This is a genomic window from Methylomicrobium sp. Wu6 (assembly GCF_035916875.1).
Taxonomy (GTDB): Bacteria; Pseudomonadota; Gammaproteobacteria; order Methylococcales; family Methylomonadaceae; genus Methylomicrobium.
In genome coordinates this window covers 18,800-36,704 of record NZ_JAXUHN010000034.1, presented here as the reverse complement: position 1 = coordinate 36,704, position 17,905 = coordinate 18,800, and the positions used below count along the sequence as shown (strand labels likewise).

General features: G+C 54.7%; 13 protein-coding genes. 2 read left to right on the top strand and 11 right to left on the bottom strand.

Annotation, left to right across the window (positions count from 1 at the left end; all coding sequences use genetic code 11):
- Nucleotides 1-268: 268 nt before the first annotated feature.
- The 4 genes from U2W12_RS02155 to U2W12_RS02140 form a co-directional block, all read right to left on the bottom strand.
- Nucleotides 269-1,063, bottom strand: coding sequence for an elongation factor-1 alpha (locus U2W12_RS02155; protein ID WP_326499028.1), 795 nt, complete (start codon nt 1,061-1,063; stop codon nt 269-271).
- 776 nt (nt 1,064-1,839) lie between these two features.
- A complete protein-coding gene (locus tag U2W12_RS02150; RefSeq protein ID WP_326499027.1) occupies nt 1,840-3,267 on the bottom strand; it encodes an efflux transporter outer membrane subunit in 1,428 nt (475 codons plus the stop codon).
- A gap of 29 nt (nt 3,268-3,296) precedes the next feature.
- Nucleotides 3,297-6,497, bottom strand: a complete 3,201-nt coding sequence (locus U2W12_RS02145) for a multidrug efflux RND transporter permease subunit (protein WP_326499026.1) — start codon at nt 6,495-6,497, stop codon at nt 3,297-3,299.
- A gap of 3 nt (nt 6,498-6,500) precedes the next feature.
- On the bottom strand, nt 6,501-7,655 hold the full coding sequence (locus tag U2W12_RS02140) for an efflux RND transporter periplasmic adaptor subunit (protein WP_326499025.1): 1,155 nt from the start codon (nt 7,653-7,655) through the stop codon (nt 6,501-6,503).
- A gap of 217 nt (nt 7,656-7,872) precedes the next feature.
- Between U2W12_RS02140 and U2W12_RS02135 the strand changes: the two genes are divergently transcribed.
- Nucleotides 7,873-8,493, top strand: a complete 621-nt coding sequence (locus U2W12_RS02135) for a TetR/AcrR family transcriptional regulator (RefSeq protein WP_326499024.1) — start codon at nt 7,873-7,875, stop codon at nt 8,491-8,493.
- Nucleotides 8,494-9,326: 833 nt separating this feature from the next.
- On the opposite strand, the gene U2W12_RS02130 is transcribed toward U2W12_RS02135, so the two are convergent.
- Nucleotides 9,327-10,376 (bottom strand): hypothetical protein, encoded by a 1,050-nt coding sequence (locus U2W12_RS02130; RefSeq protein WP_326499023.1) that lies wholly within the window; start codon nt 10,374-10,376, stop codon nt 9,327-9,329.
- A 451-nt stretch (nt 10,377-10,827) separates the two neighbouring features.
- On the opposite strand from U2W12_RS02130, the gene U2W12_RS02125 reads away from it, so the two are divergent.
- Nucleotides 10,828-11,097 carry a hypothetical protein gene (locus U2W12_RS02125; RefSeq protein ID WP_326499022.1) on the top strand — a complete coding sequence of 90 codons (270 nt, stop codon included), beginning with the start codon at nt 10,828-10,830 and terminating at the stop codon, nt 11,095-11,097.
- A 426-nt stretch (nt 11,098-11,523) separates the two neighbouring features.
- Here U2W12_RS02125 and U2W12_RS02120 read toward each other — a convergent pair whose 3' ends face one another.
- From U2W12_RS02120 to U2W12_RS02095, 6 genes are all read right to left on the bottom strand, one after another.
- On the bottom strand, nt 11,524-12,096 hold the full coding sequence (locus tag U2W12_RS02120; RefSeq protein ID WP_326499021.1) for a hypothetical protein: 573 nt from the start codon (nt 12,094-12,096) through the stop codon (nt 11,524-11,526).
- A gap of 227 nt (nt 12,097-12,323) precedes the next feature.
- On the bottom strand, nt 12,324-14,075 hold the full coding sequence (locus tag U2W12_RS02115; protein WP_326499020.1) for a SulP family inorganic anion transporter: 1,752 nt from the start codon (nt 14,073-14,075) through the stop codon (nt 12,324-12,326).
- A gap of 105 nt (nt 14,076-14,180) precedes the next feature.
- Nucleotides 14,181-14,369 carry a hypothetical protein gene (locus U2W12_RS02110; RefSeq protein ID WP_326499019.1) on the bottom strand — a complete coding sequence of 63 codons (189 nt, stop codon included), beginning with the start codon at nt 14,367-14,369 and terminating at the stop codon, nt 14,181-14,183.
- 141 nt (nt 14,370-14,510) lie between these two features.
- Nucleotides 14,511-15,410 (bottom strand): polyphosphate kinase 2 family protein, encoded by a 900-nt coding sequence (locus U2W12_RS02105; RefSeq protein WP_326499018.1) that lies wholly within the window; start codon nt 15,408-15,410, stop codon nt 14,511-14,513.
- A gap of 29 nt (nt 15,411-15,439) precedes the next feature.
- Nucleotides 15,440-17,251 carry a V-type ATP synthase subunit A gene (locus U2W12_RS02100; protein ID WP_326499017.1) on the bottom strand — a complete coding sequence of 604 codons (1,812 nt, stop codon included), beginning with the start codon at nt 17,249-17,251 and terminating at the stop codon, nt 15,440-15,442.
- Entirely contained in the window at nt 17,241-17,900 is a 660-nt protein-coding gene (locus U2W12_RS02095; protein ID WP_326499016.1) for a DUF2764 family protein, read from the bottom strand. The genes U2W12_RS02100 and U2W12_RS02095 overlap by 11 nt, the downstream gene beginning before the upstream one ends.
- Nucleotides 17,901-17,905 lie beyond the last annotated feature (5 nt).

Below are 17,905 nucleotides of genomic sequence, written 5' to 3'. Positions count from 1 at the left end.
AGATGAACAAAAGCCTATCGGATATTTGATGACACAACGACGCGTCGTTAAGTCGACGCGTATCCGGACTTTCAGTCCGTAAATCAAACCCACCGGCTTTCAGCCGGTGGTTGTTTAGTGGGCTGGAAGTGAGAGTTTCAAATCAGAGGCAAGTAGAATGTCGTGCGAGCCATTTATTTTCGCCCCACGAGGTTAAGCTTGCCGGCGCCTAAGGCTTGCGGCAAGCTCAATACGAACTGAATTTTTTCTGCGAGGGGCAAGTTAGTCCCTAATCGCGCAGCAAAGCATTCCTGCCGTCTTCCTTATGCCGAACGTACCCCAGTATCCACATCTGGTACATCGACACGCACCACATGTAGGCGAACGACACGCCCATGCCGCTGCCGGCTAAAATGACAAAGATCGCGAAGTGCGGCGAAAGTTTGGTTAGCCACCAGGAGGCGATGTCGACCAGCAGGAACAAATAAGGCATCACGATCGCCAGGTATTTGTATCGTTTCGTCACGCCGGTGCTGAAACTGAAGATCAGGCCGACGAACATGAAGATGAAACTGATGCCGAAGATGTGGATGTGCGAGACCCGGACCAGCGCTTCAAAGGTCGCGCCGGTGTTGGTCTCCGTGTATTTTTTTAAGTTCTCGAAAGTGCTGAAATCCGGCAATGACCCGGCGTTGGCGTTATGGCACATCACACAGTGATCGTCGATGATCGGCTTGATATAGACCGTGTATTCCTGTTGGTCCGCACCGTCGCGAACCCATTGAATGATTCGGAAACGGTCCTCGTCCGGCGCGTTGGCCTTCATCGAGCCGTTCAATTTACCTTCCAGTGTGGAACTTGAGCGGTCGCCGTAGTAGCTATACACGATGTCGTCGAACGACAGGCCGAATTTGCCATCGGCCATGCCGTGCGTAAACAGGATCTGAGTCAGCGCCATCAGATAGCCGACTGCGACAGTCGTCAAATAGCCGCTGAACAACAGCTTTATCGAGGTCGAAAAGCTGACCAGGTTGATCCCTTTGAGCGGATGGTCGTGGGCGTTGGGGGGAGTGTTGGTTTCCATATCGCAGGTGATGAGGGTAGTTAAAAAGCCGGTCCAAACTTCGCGGTAAGACGGCAAAAAAGCGGAAACGGGCGTTCCGAAAGAAAATCCCGGCGGTGAACGGGAAGGCGGTTATTATAGTTTTTATGCCTCGATCCAATTTACTCGACAGACCTTGCGAAACGATGAAGGTATTAGAGTGATTAGCCGGAGTCTTCCGAAGACGTGCGCTTGGCGGCTGTCTTGGTTAAAGCGAAATCAAATTATGTCTGATGGTTTGATGAATATTTTGATTTTTAATATGCCGAACGTCTGCGCTCCTCGAATTTACAGACGGATTGGCAATCAAACCGGATCTACTGGCTTTTATCATACACGATGGGCCGCTCGGAGAAAACAAAAAGATGATAAAGAGTCAGGAAATTGTGGCTGGGAAAAGCGGGGGTAGGGCGCAGTTGCCAAATTTGGCCTTCGGTTGGCGGAAAATTATCCTTGTTGCTAGAATAGAGATTATGAATTAGCCCGAGCAGGCGGTGCGGTCCAGACCGGCAAGATTGCGCTGGCCGCTCCAGGCAGGATTTTTCTGAGCGGCTATGAACCTCGTTCTTGTATTCGCAAAATGAGGTAAGTCTACAGCCCGTGTTGATAGAAACTATGATCCATTATTTCCCTCTTTGTCTCTACAACCTTCGCCGCCCTTACGGTTCAGGCATATTTCCGCAAGCGCTGTTGGGCTTTTCGGCGATGGCTCGATTACGAGCTCATGATGCAAGCCATCGCCACCCGGTCCGCGCAAGCTATTTTTTCGCAGTCATCGCTTCCCAGCCGCCGCCCAAGGCTTTGTAAACGGCGACCAGCGCGGTCGCCGCAGAGGTTTCGCTTTGGGCCAACTGGCGCTGATCCTGCAGCAACCGTAATTCGGTATCCAGTACGGTCAGAAAATCGGTGATACCTTCCTTGAAGCGTATATGGGCTAACTGATGAGCCTTTTCGCTGGCTTGCGCCGCCGAGGCGAGTAGCGCCCTCCGGTTGCGTTCCTGGTTATAGGCAACCAGCGCGTTTTCGGTTTCCTCCAGCGCATTCAGCACGGTCTGTTCGTATTGAGCCAAATTGGCTTCGGCATTGGCGTCGGCGGCCTTGATGCGGGCATAGACCCGGCCCAAGTCCAGCGCCGCCCAGCTGATTCGCGGTCCCGCCGAAAAGGCATCGGAACCGGCCGCGCCGAGACCCGACAGTGTACTGGCTTCAAGCGACAACGTTCCGACGAAAGTCACGCGCGGGAATAGGTCGGCGGTCGCGACGCCGATGCGGGCGGTTGCCGCGGCCAGCGTCCGTTCGGCGAGACGAATGTCGGGGCGACGGCGCAAAAGTTCCGCCGGGCTGCCGATAGCTATCGTTGCGGGAAGTTGAGGAATCGGCGCAGGCTGCGACAGTTTCGCGGTGAGGGCGCCCGGCTCCTGGCCGGTCAGCACGCCAAGGCGGTGTATGGCGAGCTTGATCCCGGTTTCAATCAACGGAATGCTCGCCCGGGTCGAATCCAGCTGAGCCGAAGCCCTGGATGTATCCAATTCGGTGCCTCGGCCGATTTCGAGTTTGGCAAGGGTGATTTCAAGGGTTCGGGTTTGGTTGTCGGCGTTTCTTCGGGCCACTTCGAGCTGGTTCTGCAGGCCGCGCAATTCGAAATAGTTGCGGGCGACCTCGGCGATCACACTGACGCTAAGATCCTGAAGGCTGGCTTCCTGCGCTTCGACTTCGTCGTGGCTGGCTTCGATGTCGCGGCGCACGCGGCCGAAGAAATCGACTTCCCAGAACGCATCGAAACCTGTGCTATACAGTTTCAGATCGCGCGGCACGAAATTCCGGTTATTCAACGAACCGAGGCTGCGCTTCTGATCGGTGTAATTGGCGTGCGAAGTGATAATCGGCGCCAGGTTCAAGCCGGCTTCCAGATACAGCGCCCTGGCTTCGCGAAGATTGGCGAGCGCGCTCTTCAGGTCGTAATTATGGCGCAGGGCCTGGTCGACCAGGGCGTTCAGTTCTGTGTCCTTGAACAGTTTCCACCAGTCGCTTTGTACTGTCTGTTCGGAATATTCGCTTTGCCGGGCGTTAGCGAAATCCGGTGGCGTGGCCGTTGCCGGGGCCTTGTAGTCGGGGCCGACGGCGCAGCCGCCCAAGGCGATCGCACCCGACCATGCGAGCGCGATAAGGCCTCTATTGAAAGACATCGGGGCGCGCGAAGATGCGATAGGTTGAATCATGAGTCTGAGCCGAATGAAGAAGGAGCGGCCGGCGCATGGCCGGTTTTATGCTTTGCCGATGACAATCGTTGGGCCAGAGCCTGCACGGTCACATAGAAGACCGGCGTCAACAAGAGTCCGAACAAGGTCACGCCGGCCATGCCGCTGAACACCGCGGTGCCCAGAATTCGACGCGATTCGGCCCCGGCGCCTTCGGCGACCACCAGCGGAAACACGCCCATGATGAAGGCGAACGAGGTCATCAGGATCGGTCGCAGCCGGATGCCGGAAGCCTCGACCGCGGCTTCGAAGCGGTCGAGGCCTTCTTCCTGGCGCCGTTTGGCGAACTCGACGATCAAAATCGCGTTTTTGCTGGCCAGACCCACCAAGACGATGAAACCGACCTGGGTAAAAATGTTGTTATCCATGCCGCGTAGCCAGATGCCGGCCATCGAGGACAGGATACACATCGGCACGATCAGGATCACCGCGAACGGCAGCGACCAGCTTTCATACTGGGCCGCGAGCGCCAGAAACACGAAAATCACGCTGAGCGGAAACACCAGCATCGCGACATTGCCGGCCAGCACCTGCTGCAGGCTCAGTTCGGTCCATTCGAAGCCGAAGCCGGGCGGCAGTTCCGCGTTCAAGAGCTTATCCATCATCTCGATCGCCTGGCCTGAGCTGATGCCGGGCAAGGTGCTGCCGTTGATTTCGGCCGTAGGATACATGTTGTAGCGCGTGATCTTGTCCGGCCCGGTAATAGCCTTTACATCGACCAGCGAGCCGAGCGGCACCATGCCGCCCTTCGCGTTCCGGGTCTTCAGTTCGCTGATGTCGGACGGCTGCATCCGGAATTCCGAATCGGCCTGTGCGACAACCTGATAGGTGCGTCCGAAGGCGTTGAAATCGTTCACATAGAGTGAACCCAGATAGATCTGCAGCGTGTCGAACACATCCTTCAACGGCACGTCCATCGACTTGACGCGCGTGCGATCGACATCCAGAAACAACTGCGGCACGCCGGAGCGGAAGGTCGTGAACAAGCCGACCAGGCCCGGTTGCTGACTGCCCTTGGCGATCATCTCGGAGGTGACTTGTTGTAGCGCGTCAATGCCGGCATTGGTGCGGTCCTGGATTTGCAGCTTGAAGCCTCCGACCGCGCTCATGCCCCGGATCGGCGGCGGCGCAAATACCGCGATATACGCATCCTCGACCGTGGCAAGGCGCTGCTGCAGCTTTTTGACGACCTCATCGGCGTGCAGATCGGGCCGGCCCGAGCGCTGATCGAAATCATCGAGCCGCGCGAACATCGTCGCGACATTGGACTGGCTGGCCCCGCTCAGGATCGAAAAACCGGCGTAGGCATTCAAGTGCTTGACACCTTCGGTGTCCAGCACGATGCGCGTCGCCTGCTGCACCACGGCCTGCGTGCGGGCCAGCGAGGCGGCGTCGGGCAGCTGCGCATACAGGATCAGATAGCCCTGGTCCTGCTGCGGAATGAAGCCGGTCGGCACCTTTTCGAAGGCCAGGAAGTTCAGCCCGTTCAGCCCCAGATAGAGCACCAGCACGACGGCGGTCATCCGGATCAGCCGACCGACCAGGCGCGCGTAACCTGCGCTGAAGCGGTCGAAAAACCGGTTGAAGCCGTTGAAGAACCAGCCGAACAGGCGATCGATCAGGCGCGTCAGCTTGTCCTTGTCGCCGTGCGCCCGGTCCAGCAACACGGTGCACAAGGCCGGGCTCAGGGTCAGGGAATTGAACGCCGAGATCACCGTCGACACCGCGATCGTCAGCGCGAACTGTTTGTAGAAAGCGCCCGAAACGCCGGTGATGAAGGCGGTTGGCACGAACACCGCGACCAGCACCAGAGCGGTCGCGATGATCGGGCCGACCACTTCCGACATCGCCTTGCGCGCCGCTTCCCTGGCTTTCAGGCCGAGCGCGATATGGCGCTCGACGTTTTCGACGACCACGATCGCATCGTCCACGACGATCCCGATCGCCAGCACCAGGCCGAACAACGACAAGGTGTTCAAGGACAGGCCTAGCGCGGCCATCACCGCGAAGGTGCCGATCAGGGACACCGGTACCGCCAGCAGTGGAATGATTGCAGGGCGCCAGTTCTGCAGGAATACCACGACCACGATCACGACCAGCAGCAGGGCTTCGAACAGCGTCTTGACGACCGCGTCGATCGATTGCTGTACGAATACGACCGTGTCGTAGACCATGTTGTATTCGAGACCCTCGGGGAAACGGGTCTTCAGTTTCTCCATCGCCTCTACGACCGCCTTCTTGGTGTCCAGGGCGTTCGAGCCCGGCAGCTGGAAGATCGCGAGGCCGACGGTCGGCTCGCCGTCCAGAAACAGGCCAGAATTGTAATCCTTGGCGCCGAGTTCGATGCGGGCCACGTCCTTCAGCCGGGTTACCTGGCCGTCCGCGCCTTTTTTGATCACGATATCGGCGAACTGTTCGGCCTCCATCAGCCTTCCTAGCGTGCTGACCGTGTATTGGAAATCGGTGTTTTCCTTCGACGGTTGCTGGCCGATCACCCCGGCCGCCACCTGGATGTTCTGTTCGCGGATCGCGTTGACCACGTCGCTCGCGGTCAGGTTGCGCGCGGCGACCTGCTCGGGATTCAGCCACAGGCGCATGCTGTAGTCGCGGGCGCCGAACACCAGAATTTCGCCGACGCCGGGCAGACGCGCCAAAATATCCTTGATCTGCAGCAGCGCGTAATTGCTCAAGTAAACGCTGTCATAGCGCTTGTCCGGCGAGATCAGGTTGACGACCAGGCTCAGGTCAGGGCTGCGCTTCTTGACGCTGACGCCCTGCCGCCGCACTTCCTCGGGCAGCCGGGGTTCGGCCAGTGCGACCCGGTTTTGCACCAGCACCTGGGCTTTGTCGAGGTTGGTGCCCGGCTTGAAGGTCACCGTCAGCGCCATGCTGCCGCTGTTGGTCGACTGGGAAGACAGGTAGAGCATGTCTTCGACGCCGTTGACTTCCTGCTCGATCGGCGTCGCGACCGTTTCGGCGACCACCTTGGCGTTCGCGCCCGGATAAACCGCGCTGATCACCACGGTGGGCGGCGCGATCTCCGGGTATTGGGCGATCGGCAGCGCAATCAGCGCCAGCCCGCCGACCAGCAGGATCAGGATGGACAACACCGAGGCGAAGATCGGCCGGTCGATAAAAAAATGCGTAAAGCGGTCCATGGCCTATTGTCCTTTTGGAGGCTCGGCGAGCGAGATCCGCTCGGGATTGACCTTAATGCCGGGTCTGAGCTTTTGCAGGCCTTCAATGGCGACCCAGTCTCCGGCGTTCAGGCCTTTCGCGATCACCCGAGACTGGCCGATATGCGCTCCCAATTCGACCGTGCGGTATTCCACTTGGTTGTTCGGGTTCATCACCCAGACGAAACGTTGGGCCTGGTCGGTGCCGATCGCCCGGTCGGGAACCAGAATGGCGGCATAGGGTTCGCTGGCGCGTACTCGCAGTCGAGCGAAAAAACCGGGACTCAGCAATTCGTCGGTGTTGGCGAAAACGCCACGCAGAGTGACGGTGCCGGTGGCTGTATCTTCACGGGGGGCCATGTAATCGAGAGTTCCCTGATGCGGAAAGCCAACTTCATCGGTTAGCGCCAATTGCACCGGCGTGCCCTCAATGCCGGTTTTGCTTTGGCCGTTTTGCCGCATTTGCCGGCGGTATCTCAATACAGCGCGTTCGTCCGCATCGACGAAGACATAGACCGGATCGGTGGATACGATCGTCGTTAACAGCGTGTCGTCGCTCTTGACCAGATTGCCGGCAGTGATCAATTCCCGTTCTATGCGTCCGTCTATCGGCGCGCGCACCTGAGTGAATTCCAGATTAAGCCGCGCGGTTTCAACATTGGCCGCCGCGGATTCAACAGCCGCCGATGCCTCGCGCAGTCCCTTCTGCCGGGCGTCGTACTCTTCTTTCGAAATCGCCTTGACCTTAAAAAGATTTTCGGACCGCAGTAAGTCGTTGGCCGCCAGTTCCCTCCGGGATTTGACCCGCTCCAGTTCCGCCGCCGCATAATTCAGCTGGGCCTTGAAGGGTCTGGGATCGATCACGAACAGCAGATCGCCTTTTTTGACTCTCTCTCCGGCCTTGAAATTGAATTTGTCCAGATAACCACTCACCCTGGCGCGTATCTCGACCGAGTTCACCGCTTCGATACGGCCGGTGTATTCATCCCATTCGGTCACATTCTGGCTTAAAGGCTGCGCTATTTTGATATCGGGCGGCGGCCCTTGCGGCGGTTTGCCTCCGGGAGCGTCAGTGTTTTTACAGCCGCTGACCACGGCCAGCGCAATCACCGCCAATGCAACCAACCGAGCGTGGCGCATTGACAGTTTCCGGAAAAAATCGCCGCCGGCGAATGTCGCTGCAGGCAATTCTATGGGTTGAATTTGGCGATGAATAACGACCGGCCTGCGAGTGCTCTTTATCATCCTTTTACTGCCCGTGAAATATGCGTTTGAAATAATGGTAATACACATTACCATTTATTGTAGGTTATGATTATTCGTTGCTTAAGTCAAATAATTTTATGAGTGCTACCCGATGATCAAATGTGGGCGCCCCGCCAAGGGCACTGAGCTTTTAAGCCACGACCGCGTGTTGGATACGGCATTGACGCTTTTTCTGGAACACGGCTACGGCAATCTCAGCATGGAAGCCATCGCGCGCGATGCGAGGGTGTCCTTGAGGACGATTTACAGTCAGTTCGGCGGAAAGGCCGGTTTGTTCGGCGCCCTGATAAGGCGCTGCAGCGATCAGTTCGTCGGGACATTGTCCTTTGAAGGCCCGCCTGAAACCGCTCTTGTCGCTTTCGCCAAGGAATTTCTGTTCCGTATTACCCGGCCCGACGTCGTGCGCATGCGCGCGATCCTGATCGGCGAATCGCCGCGCTTCCCGGACCTTGCTACGCAGTTTTACGAACAGGGTCCGCAACGCACGCTCAAGCATTTGGCGCAATTTTTTGTCCGGCAGCAGGAAGTGGGGAACTTTGTCGTCATCGACGCGCATGTTCTGGCTGATCAATTCCTCAGCGGATTGCGCAGTGAACGATTTCAGAAATTACAGCTTGGTTTGGAAACAACCCCAACAGAAGTGGAAATCGAGGTTTGGGCGCAGCAGGCGACTCGATTGTTTCTTTACGGTTGCGTTAACGGGAGGAAATGAGGGGGTTAGGCCAAAAAGGGTATCAGGCGTTTTGCTATCGGATGGGATAGGAGTCCTATCCTTCATTCAGAGTGTCACTTTCGGTGGCAAGCGAGTCCTAGAAAATGCGTGAATAGTGGTAAAAGGCATAAGCCTACCATTTTTATGCATCGGTGATACTATTCATCATGATTAATTCGTGCGAGCACCCAAGCTATAAAACTGACGATAACAGATAAGGTAAAGAAAGTCATGCCACCCACCTCTAATATCACTTTTGAATCATCTATTAAGATTGATTTAATTTTGTGAGTATAGCAAGAATGTGACGCGAAGCGCATAAATTAAGAACCATCGGCTTCTTTCGTCATTGTTCGGTACGGGAAAGAGTAGGTCGACTTGTCGGCAGATGATTGCCCTAGGTGATCGAGTTCAATTAAAGGTGCTAAAGATAGGCAATTGCGACTTCGGATTGGGCATTGTTGAGAAGCAGTTCAGGGTCATTAAACGTTTCGTTTGTATTTGTCCTGCGTGTACGATAAGCCTGAAAACATCAAATAATTGGAATGCTTAGCCATTGATTTTGATGCGTACAGAAGGCATTGAGGTTCGCACTCTCTTTTAAAATTGGTCATCCACCAACTCGATTCACTTTGAGCAATTGAATTCACCTGCAATAGGCAACAAAAGAAATTTAATGGAGAGTCCTATGGACATTGACATGCAAGGGAGTTGTTTTTTTGATTTTCATGGTTGACCTCCGGTTTAGAGATTACTCTCTTAGCCGCGTGTCCGCTAGATCGGGGCAAGATAAGGTTAATCCGTGAATATAAACCGCACGACGGGATGCCGCTCTAATCGTAAGCATCGTAGTCGGTAGTGTTCCAATCCACAGAGTTCCGGATTAGTTCGTCGAGCAGGATACTGTTGACATATTTCGCGTCATAGAAAAAATCGGGCGGAATTACCCCCGAGAGGCGACGTGCCGAATAAGTGCTGATTCCCAGTACCTTGGTCTGAATGGCCAGCCAAAGGAAGTCCGTAGCCGATGCCGTGGCAAGGCTTGCCTGGTTTGGAAAAAACTCCGGGTAGAACTCCAGCATCTTCTGAGGTTTTTCGGTCGCGGTATTGACCATGTTCCCCAGAGCCTCCTGGGTTTTCTCGGTCATCCCCCTGTTCGAATTCTCGCGCAAGGCGGCACCGATCAAGATCGGTTTTGCGGTCACGACTTCCGGCAGTGGATGCGCTTCAGGCAGGTTGAGCCGGGCTCGCAAATCCCCTTTGGATTCGAGCAAGCCGTTGATCTTACCCAGATTTGCGGTGTTGAGCTTGTCGAGCGCGCCTTGGTCACGCAAGAAAATTTTCATGGCTGCGGCTTGGTGACATGCGCAGGAGAAGGCCGCACAGGTGATGCCACGGTTAGCGCTCAACGGCGCGCGGGTATGCAGTCGATAGGTCCATTTCATGAGTCGCACCAAGCCAGCCGCTTCCAGCGGGATGGCCGCGATCGAAGCGGTCTGCATCATCGCGGAGAATCGGTTGGCGCGAAGCTGCGGCGTTGCGCTTTGTTTGGAGCCGGGGTAGCTGCCGTAGGGGGTGGTAATTGGGGTATTGTTGTTGATCGTGCGATCGGCAGCCCACACCTTGGCCGCATCTGCCGCCGCTTTCGCAAGCTCGCCCACGCGGTGGGCATGGCGGTACTTTGGCATTTCCTTCCAGGCATTTATATCTTCGATCACGATCCCGTCATTGGCTGCATGAATGAACGCGTGATCATTTGACGGAGAATCTTTCGGTTCCAAATAAATCGTGACGTGCATCGGACGAGTGCCACCACGGGGTAAATAGGTAATGATGAGATCTCCCGTCTGGAATCCCCGGACCGCGTTCTTGAGGGCTGGCATCGTCGTTTCTCCCGAGTGGAAAGGATGGTCATTATACGCTCTAATAAATCCCGATTGGAGGGATGGTACTTATCTTAAACGGATTTTTTTCAAGAATGTACAGAGGTGGCCCCAACCCTCTGAACAGCGATGATGCATTTTAAAGTGGAATCCCTGTCGATGATTGCAAGGTTCAGTCAGGCGCAGATTTCATATACACTTAGTGCCTTAGCACCATCAAGTATGGTTCTAATTGTGGGTGTAGCATTGTTATTTTTGACGGAGGAATCATGCTCAGATTGAACGCCTTAACGATCTTATCGCGAAATGGAAAGCATACCGTGCGTCCTTGCCCGAATCTTCGAGGTACTGTCAAATTAAGAATGACCTTTACCAAGTTCGCAACGCAGGTTGGGAAGGAAATCCTTCGATTGGGTCGTGGCAACCGGACTTAATTGATCCGGATGATTCAATGATGGCAGCAGTGGAGCATTATTTTTTGTGCCGTTGCTGGGTGGGCACTGGCGTATATCCAGCTTGGCAGATGCGAGCTTTAAACTTTGTTTATGACATGGGCAAACTCGTCGGAGTAACGCCCCAGCACAACCCGAATAAGCCGACATCAAAGCTCACTGCTCTTCAAATGGCGGCGAAAGAGGCGGGTGTTCGCGATGGCGAGGACGATCTTGCGAAGTCCGGTAAGAGTGCTCCATGGATTGCATCTCCGCCAAAGTACTATTGAGAACGCCTGAAGAAATAGGCGACAGACCACTTTTTTTCAACAAGCCTTTCTAACTCAAAGCTCCAGCGGAGCTTCACGTTGGGCCGTACCAAATCAATGTTCATTTGGGCTTCTATTTGCGGGAAAGAGAATGGAGCCGAATTTATTGACAGTTCCGATTTGGTGCGTCGCCTGCAACTGAATAAGGTGGCGTTGAATCCCTATGATACGGCTACGGGTTAGAGGCTCCGAAGGTCGGTTATATCGATTATTTCCGTTGGAATTCGAAGTGACGGATATCGCCGCGAGTATTGGGATAATAATGGTTTTGCTGAATCTTTATCATCCGCTGCGGACGAAATCGCAGAAGCCGGGAAGTTTTTAGCGACTCAAAAAAGTTGATGTACTTGTGCCCCGCCGCCATCCGGCGGCGGGGTTAGGTTTATTTCAATGTTGATCGACAACAGTCACACACAGATTGGTTGGTTTCTTATTCGCGTCCAGGATCGGATTCAGCGTAAAGGAAACTACCGACTCGACGCCGGCGTCGCCCAGATCAGCGACAGGAACCTTTTCTACCGAAATCTTATTGCCGCTGACTTTCCAATGATAATCGGCATCAAAGGCTTTGTTTTTAGATGAATTGTCTAAATCCACTTCGAAATTCGCGCCTTTGCAGGCATCAGTGGGGGCTTTCAGATCCAAGACATGGGTATGGAAGCCGCTTTTAGGGCTTTCATGGGAACTGTCATCAATAGGCAAATGGGTAACCACCACTAAAAGATTGTTACCGTTATCGGTCAGCGCAGCGTAACCGAAAGCGCCGGATTTTCCGTCAACCGGTATCGGTTTAGCGGTTTTAATTTCCAGGTCGAGGGTTTTCTTCGTGCTCTTGATTTCCACTTCATGCTCAACTTGGTTAATCGTCAGGTAACCCGGTGTTTCAGCGTAAATAGGTCCTGTTGCCAGGACCATTGCGATTGTTGAAACAAGAATTGATGTTTTACCGATTAGTTTCATAGGGGATCACCACTCATATTAATATCGAATCGCTATTGTACAGGGGTAAAAATACAAAGCAAGAGCTGATATTTAAAACCGCATTCGGACTAATGTAAATCATTCCAGGGCTGACCTTAGCCGGCAAAAAACCGTTCAGGGTTAGTTTTTAGTCGTGTTGCTGTTGGAGGCTTGGCGTTCCGTAGAATTCGCAAAATGGCGACGCGTCATTCCAAGATAACAACCATTCAGGAGTCAGCAGGTAGCGTCTGGTAGCGTTCAATAGCTGCTCGCACATTAAACAGCATGCGCTCACGGCCTAGCCGGTCGGCCAGGCCGGAGCGCCGTACAACCTCTAATACACTCGGGTTCAGCCCAACCAACCACAGCGTAGCGCCTTGTTCGGTCGCGCGCTTTTCGCGCTCCATCAGCATCTGCAGCGCTGAATATTCGATATCCGGAACCCGGCTCATGTCAAGCGCAAGCACTCGCGGTTTATTCTGGGCGATCAGCGCTTTGATCTGATCTGCAATCTGCTGAACATTGGCAAAGAACATGCGCCCCTCCGGACGGACGATCAACAAGCCGTCGAAGCTCTCGTCGTCGGGATGCTCAGGCGACAACGGTCGCAGTACGTCGGCCCCGCGCTTGCGGACAATGACATACACGCGCGGGTGGGCGGTTTGGCTCGATAGTGCAAGCATCGATAGAATGATCGCTACCACGATGCCTTTCAACGTGCCAAAGAACAGTACACCGAGGCAGGCCACGATAGCCCAGCTAAACTCCATCGTGCGCACCTTTCGGATGGCGAGGAACTCTGTTGGCTGAATTAGCCCGACCGAGTAGACGATGACGACTGCCGCAAGCGTTGCATGCGGCAGCAAGCCTAACAAAGGCGAGAGCAGCAGCATGGTTGCCCCTGCGACACTCGCCGTCACTAACGACGCCTTCTGTGATCGACCTCCGGCTGCACGTACCACCGCAGTCTGCGTGGTGCCTCCTCCCGCCGGCATCGCACCGAACAGTGCGCCACCGAAATTGGCCGCCCCTAGGGCGATCAGCTCACGGTTTGCATTGATCGGAGGCTCTGCGCTGCCTGCAAAGGCGCGGCCCGCTGCAATCGACTCGGTGAAACTCATCAACGCGATCCCGAGTGCGCCCGGCACCAACTGTTCGATCAGCGCAAGGTCCGGCAGCGTCAGTGACGGAAATCCTTGCGGAATCAGACCGACCGTCGAAACACCCAGTGCATGCAAGCCGAAAAACCAAGAGGCGGTGATACCGCCGCCAACCGCAACGAGAGGCGCCGGAGAATGCGGCCATAGACGTTCCATGCCGATCAGCACGAGCAGCGTCATGGCCGCTACCGCCAGCGTGATCAACGAGGTTTCGGGCACATGATGCGCGACGCTGAACAGATCGCGGAGGAAACCTTGCTTGGTAATGTGGATACCCAGGAGCTTCGGCAACTGGTCCAGCACAATCACCAGGGCGATCCCTGCCTTGAAACCGGTCAGGACGGGGGTGGAAATAAAATTGGCAACGAACCCCAGACGCAGCAGTGCCGCCAGCATCAGCAATACGCCCACCAGGGCGGTCAGGGTGGCAACAGCGGTGATCAGTTTTCCGGGGTCTCCGTCCGGCACCGCCAGACCGAGTTGCGTACCGGCCAGGATGCCCAGGGTAGTGGTCGAGCTGACGCTGAGCACTCTCGATGAACCAAGCAGGGCGTATATAATCATCGGAATAAAGGCGGTATAGAGCCCTACTGCAACGGGCAAGCCGGCCACGGTTGCGTATGCCATTGCCTTGGGCAGAACCACCGCCGTAGCCGTGAGGCCGGCGACTAGGTCGAAGCGTAGCCCTTTGGTGCTGGACTGAGTTGCCTCTGCGGCTGTCGGATGCGGGTTCATGCGGCTTGTCTCCAGTTGCTGAGGAAATTTAAATGGCCAGAGTTGCTTTTGTTGTCCATTGTCGTCAATCCTGCACGCATCCATTGTTAACTCGTCGGATGCACATAGAAAATTCAACCCGGCATTGTCGACAACTTAATTCCACTGGATCGTATCGTAACAACCGGCGGTCAAAACTTCTCCTTCTTTTCAGCCCGTGTCATGATGATTAAAAATATTCTTTGGCCTGAAAATCGCGGTCATCGAACCTCTGCCAATAATTGCTTTGGAGAAATTTAAAATGGCAGGATTTTCGGGATAATGAATTTTATGAATCAGGTTGAGAACTCCTTTGGGATCGCGAATGTAAATACGCGATGCGGCGACGGTATGTTCCATCGGCAATTCCAAGTTCCAAATACAAAAAGCGCGGCATGATGTTACCTAACATCGCCAGCGAAAGTGCATCCCAAAAAACCTGAATCGGCGACTGCACACTATGCATCGTGCGAAAAGGGGAACATCCGAATGCCACCAAAGTTATTCCCCTTCTAAAGTTTTTCGGGCTTGTTCCAATAATGCGCGTTGTTCATCGGTCATCTCGGGAAATTTAAGGTCGAGACTACGCAATGTCGAGGTGACAATGTCGGCAACTATCGCCCGAGTCGCCCATTTATCATCGGCCGGCACGATATACCAGGGCGCCCATTTGGTGCTGGTCGCACTGATGGCTTTTTCGTATGCGTCGACATAATCATCCCAGTAGGCGCGCTCATTGAGATCGGCAAGCGAAAATTTCCAGTTTTTTTCGGGTCGTTCAAGTCTATCCATAAATCGCTGTTTCTGTTCCTTCTTGGATACATGCAGAAAAAACTTCAGCACCACCGTACCGTTGCGCACCAAATGGCGCTCAAAGGCGTTGATATCGTCATAACGCGCCTCCCAAAACGCCTTCCCGTGTTTGCCGTCCGGAAGCTTTTGTTGTTCCAGCACATCCTGGTGGACTTTGACTACCAGCACATCTTCGTAATAGGAACGGTTGAAAATGCCGATGCGGCCGCGTTCGGGCAGTGATTTCATATAGCGCCACAGGAAGTTATGGTCCAGTTCCTCGGCCGAAGGCTTCTTGAAACTGAAAACCTGGCAGCCCTGAGGATTGACGCCCGACATCACGTGCCTGATGGTGCCGTCCTTTCCCGCCGCATCCATGGCTTGCAAGACAATCAACAAGGCATAGCGGTCATCGGCGTAAAGCAATTGCTGACATTCGGACAACTCTTCAATGTTTGTTTGCAAGATCTCGTTGGCTTTCTCCTTCACGAATTTCTTGCCTGCGGATTTGAATTCATCGGTTTGCTCCCAGCCGGTGTGGTACTCCTTGAGCCGGATTTTTGTATCAGGTTTAACCTTGAATAAATCGATGATCTCTTTTTTAATCATGACAACGCTCCTTGCAGTAGTTTGTGGGTTTATTGGACGTTACGGCCCGGTAAGTAGCGATCGGCGAGTTGTTCAATATCCTTGCCGTAGCGTTCGTAATCCGGCGAATCGGGGCGGCTGTAATTCCAGTTTTTATAGAGCCCGGTAAGTTTGGTAAAAAAATCGCGGGCTTCGTTTTTGTCCTGAAACTTGAAATCCTCCGCAATCAGCTTTTTTAATAGCCCGAAACTAGCTAGCTGGCGCTCGCGCGGCATGCAGGCATCGACTTCATCGAAAGCATCCTGCTGTAAATAAACCATGTCCAGTAACACCGATTTTTGCCATTCGATGAAGTCTTCTAGGGTAATACCCTCTTCGCCGGTAACCTGCATAATTTGATAAATGCTGTCGCCGCGCTCCAGCAACGTCATCATGTTTTTGACATCGTTAACCCAGTCGGAATTGAGTTCCTTGGTAAACCAGGGGGCCAGTTGATCAAGGTAGCGAGACCACGACAACAACGGATCGATGGCCGGATAAAAGCGCTTGTAGGCGCGATCGGCGGACAAACCGAGGAAGGTTTTGACAGTGCCGAGAGTGGACTGGGTAACAGGCTCTTCGAAATTGCCGCCTGCCGGAGACACCGTGCCGATCAACGTCAACGTGCCAGTGGAGCCGTCGGCGCACCGGATTACGCCGGCACGCTCGTAAAGGTTTTTGATCGAGGAATCGAGATAGGCCGGAAACGCTTCCTCGCCGGGGATTTCCTCCATCCTGCCGGAGGTTTCGCGCATTGCCTGTGCCCAACGCGATGTCGAGTCAGCAATCAGCAGCACGTCGTAACCCATTTGGCGGAAATATTCGCCCAGCGTGATGCCGGTGTAGATCGAAGCTTCGCGGGCCGCGACCGGCATCGACGAGGTGTTGCAGATAATGACCGTGCGGTCCATTAATGTGCCGCCGGTGCGGGGATCGTGGGTTTCCGGGTATTCATGGATGGTTTCGACGACTTCACCGGCGCGTTCGCCGCAAGCGACAATGATCACGATATCGACGCTGGAGTAGCGCGCAATCAGACTTTGCAATACCGTCTTGCCTGCGCCGAACGGACCAGGGATGCACCCCGTGCCGCCCTGGGCGATCGGGAAAAATGTGTCGATGAGGCGGGTCGCCGTGGTCAGCGGCTTCGATGGGAACTGACGCTCGGAATAACGCCTGCGCAACAGATTTTCGGGGATCGGACGCCGTATCGGCCAGCGGCACGCCATGGTCAAGTCTTTTTCCTCGCCGCCGGATGTCTTGTAACGGGCTACAACCTCGCCAATAGTAAAACTGCCGCCTCGAATCCAGGTTAATTGGACAGGTTCCGCTTCGTTGAAAGGGATCATGATCTTGTGCATGAAAGGGCCTTCAGGAACCGATCCCACGACACCGCCGGGAGGTAGAGAATCTCCGATCGCCGCTTTCGGCGTAAATTGCCATTTTTTATCCTGATCGAGCGGCGACATCATGACGCCGCGCGGCAAGAAAAAACCGTATTTTTGCGCCAGGCCATGCAAAGGATTCAGCAAACCGTCGAAAACCTGACCAAGCAGCCCAGGGCCCAACATCGCCGAAAGCATTTCAGCGGATAGCTCAACCCGGTCGCCAACCCGCACGCCGCGGGTATCCTCGAATACCTGCATGTCCGCGGTGCGCCCGCGTACCCGAAGGATTTCGGCCTTGAGCTTTTCTTCGCCGATGCAGATATAGCCGACTTCGTTTTTCATCACCTCGACGGCTTCGTCAAACTCGATCAAGATCAGGCTTTCCTTGACGCCAATCACTGTGGCGTAGCGGTCGCCGGTATTTTCATTGGACATGTTTTACCTCATCGATCAATATCTGGAAGCGTTGTTTCGCGGCGCAGGCATCTCGCAGCAGCCATGCCTGCGTAATATCCCACTTAAAAACGAAGGCGGTGATCGCTTCGAAACCAAAAGGATTGATATCACCCAAATGGGAGAGCTTCCTCCATACGGTGTCCATTAACAGGCGGTCCAAAGCCATCGCATCGGCAGCCGCCAGAGTATTGCCGACCTCGAGTAACCACGGATAAACCGTGCCGAGACGGAAGTCGGCGGCATCCCAATGTGTTTCGATATGCTTGACCCAGCGGCCTATACCCCAGGTTCCAGGGTGTTGCTGCGGATCACGACCGGCTTGCCTAATGCGCAGCGCGGCAAGAACGGTTTGTATGTCCAGGCGGTATTCCACAAACTCCCGTAATACGGGTTGGCCTATACTTTGCAGCCCGGTTTTATAAGACGCAGCGATATTGCCGCCACCCACTTTGCCGGCGGGCAAACGCCATCCGACCAGAAATTCAGCCTGGAATATCTGCCGGGTTTCATCCGCATCCAGCATGCGCAACCGCTGTTCCAGGCGCAAACGCGAAAGCGGTAGCCTTTCAGTATCCGCGAAATAAGGCAAGTGGGGGAAACTGGCTACGACCGTATAGTAATCCTTCATGGCTG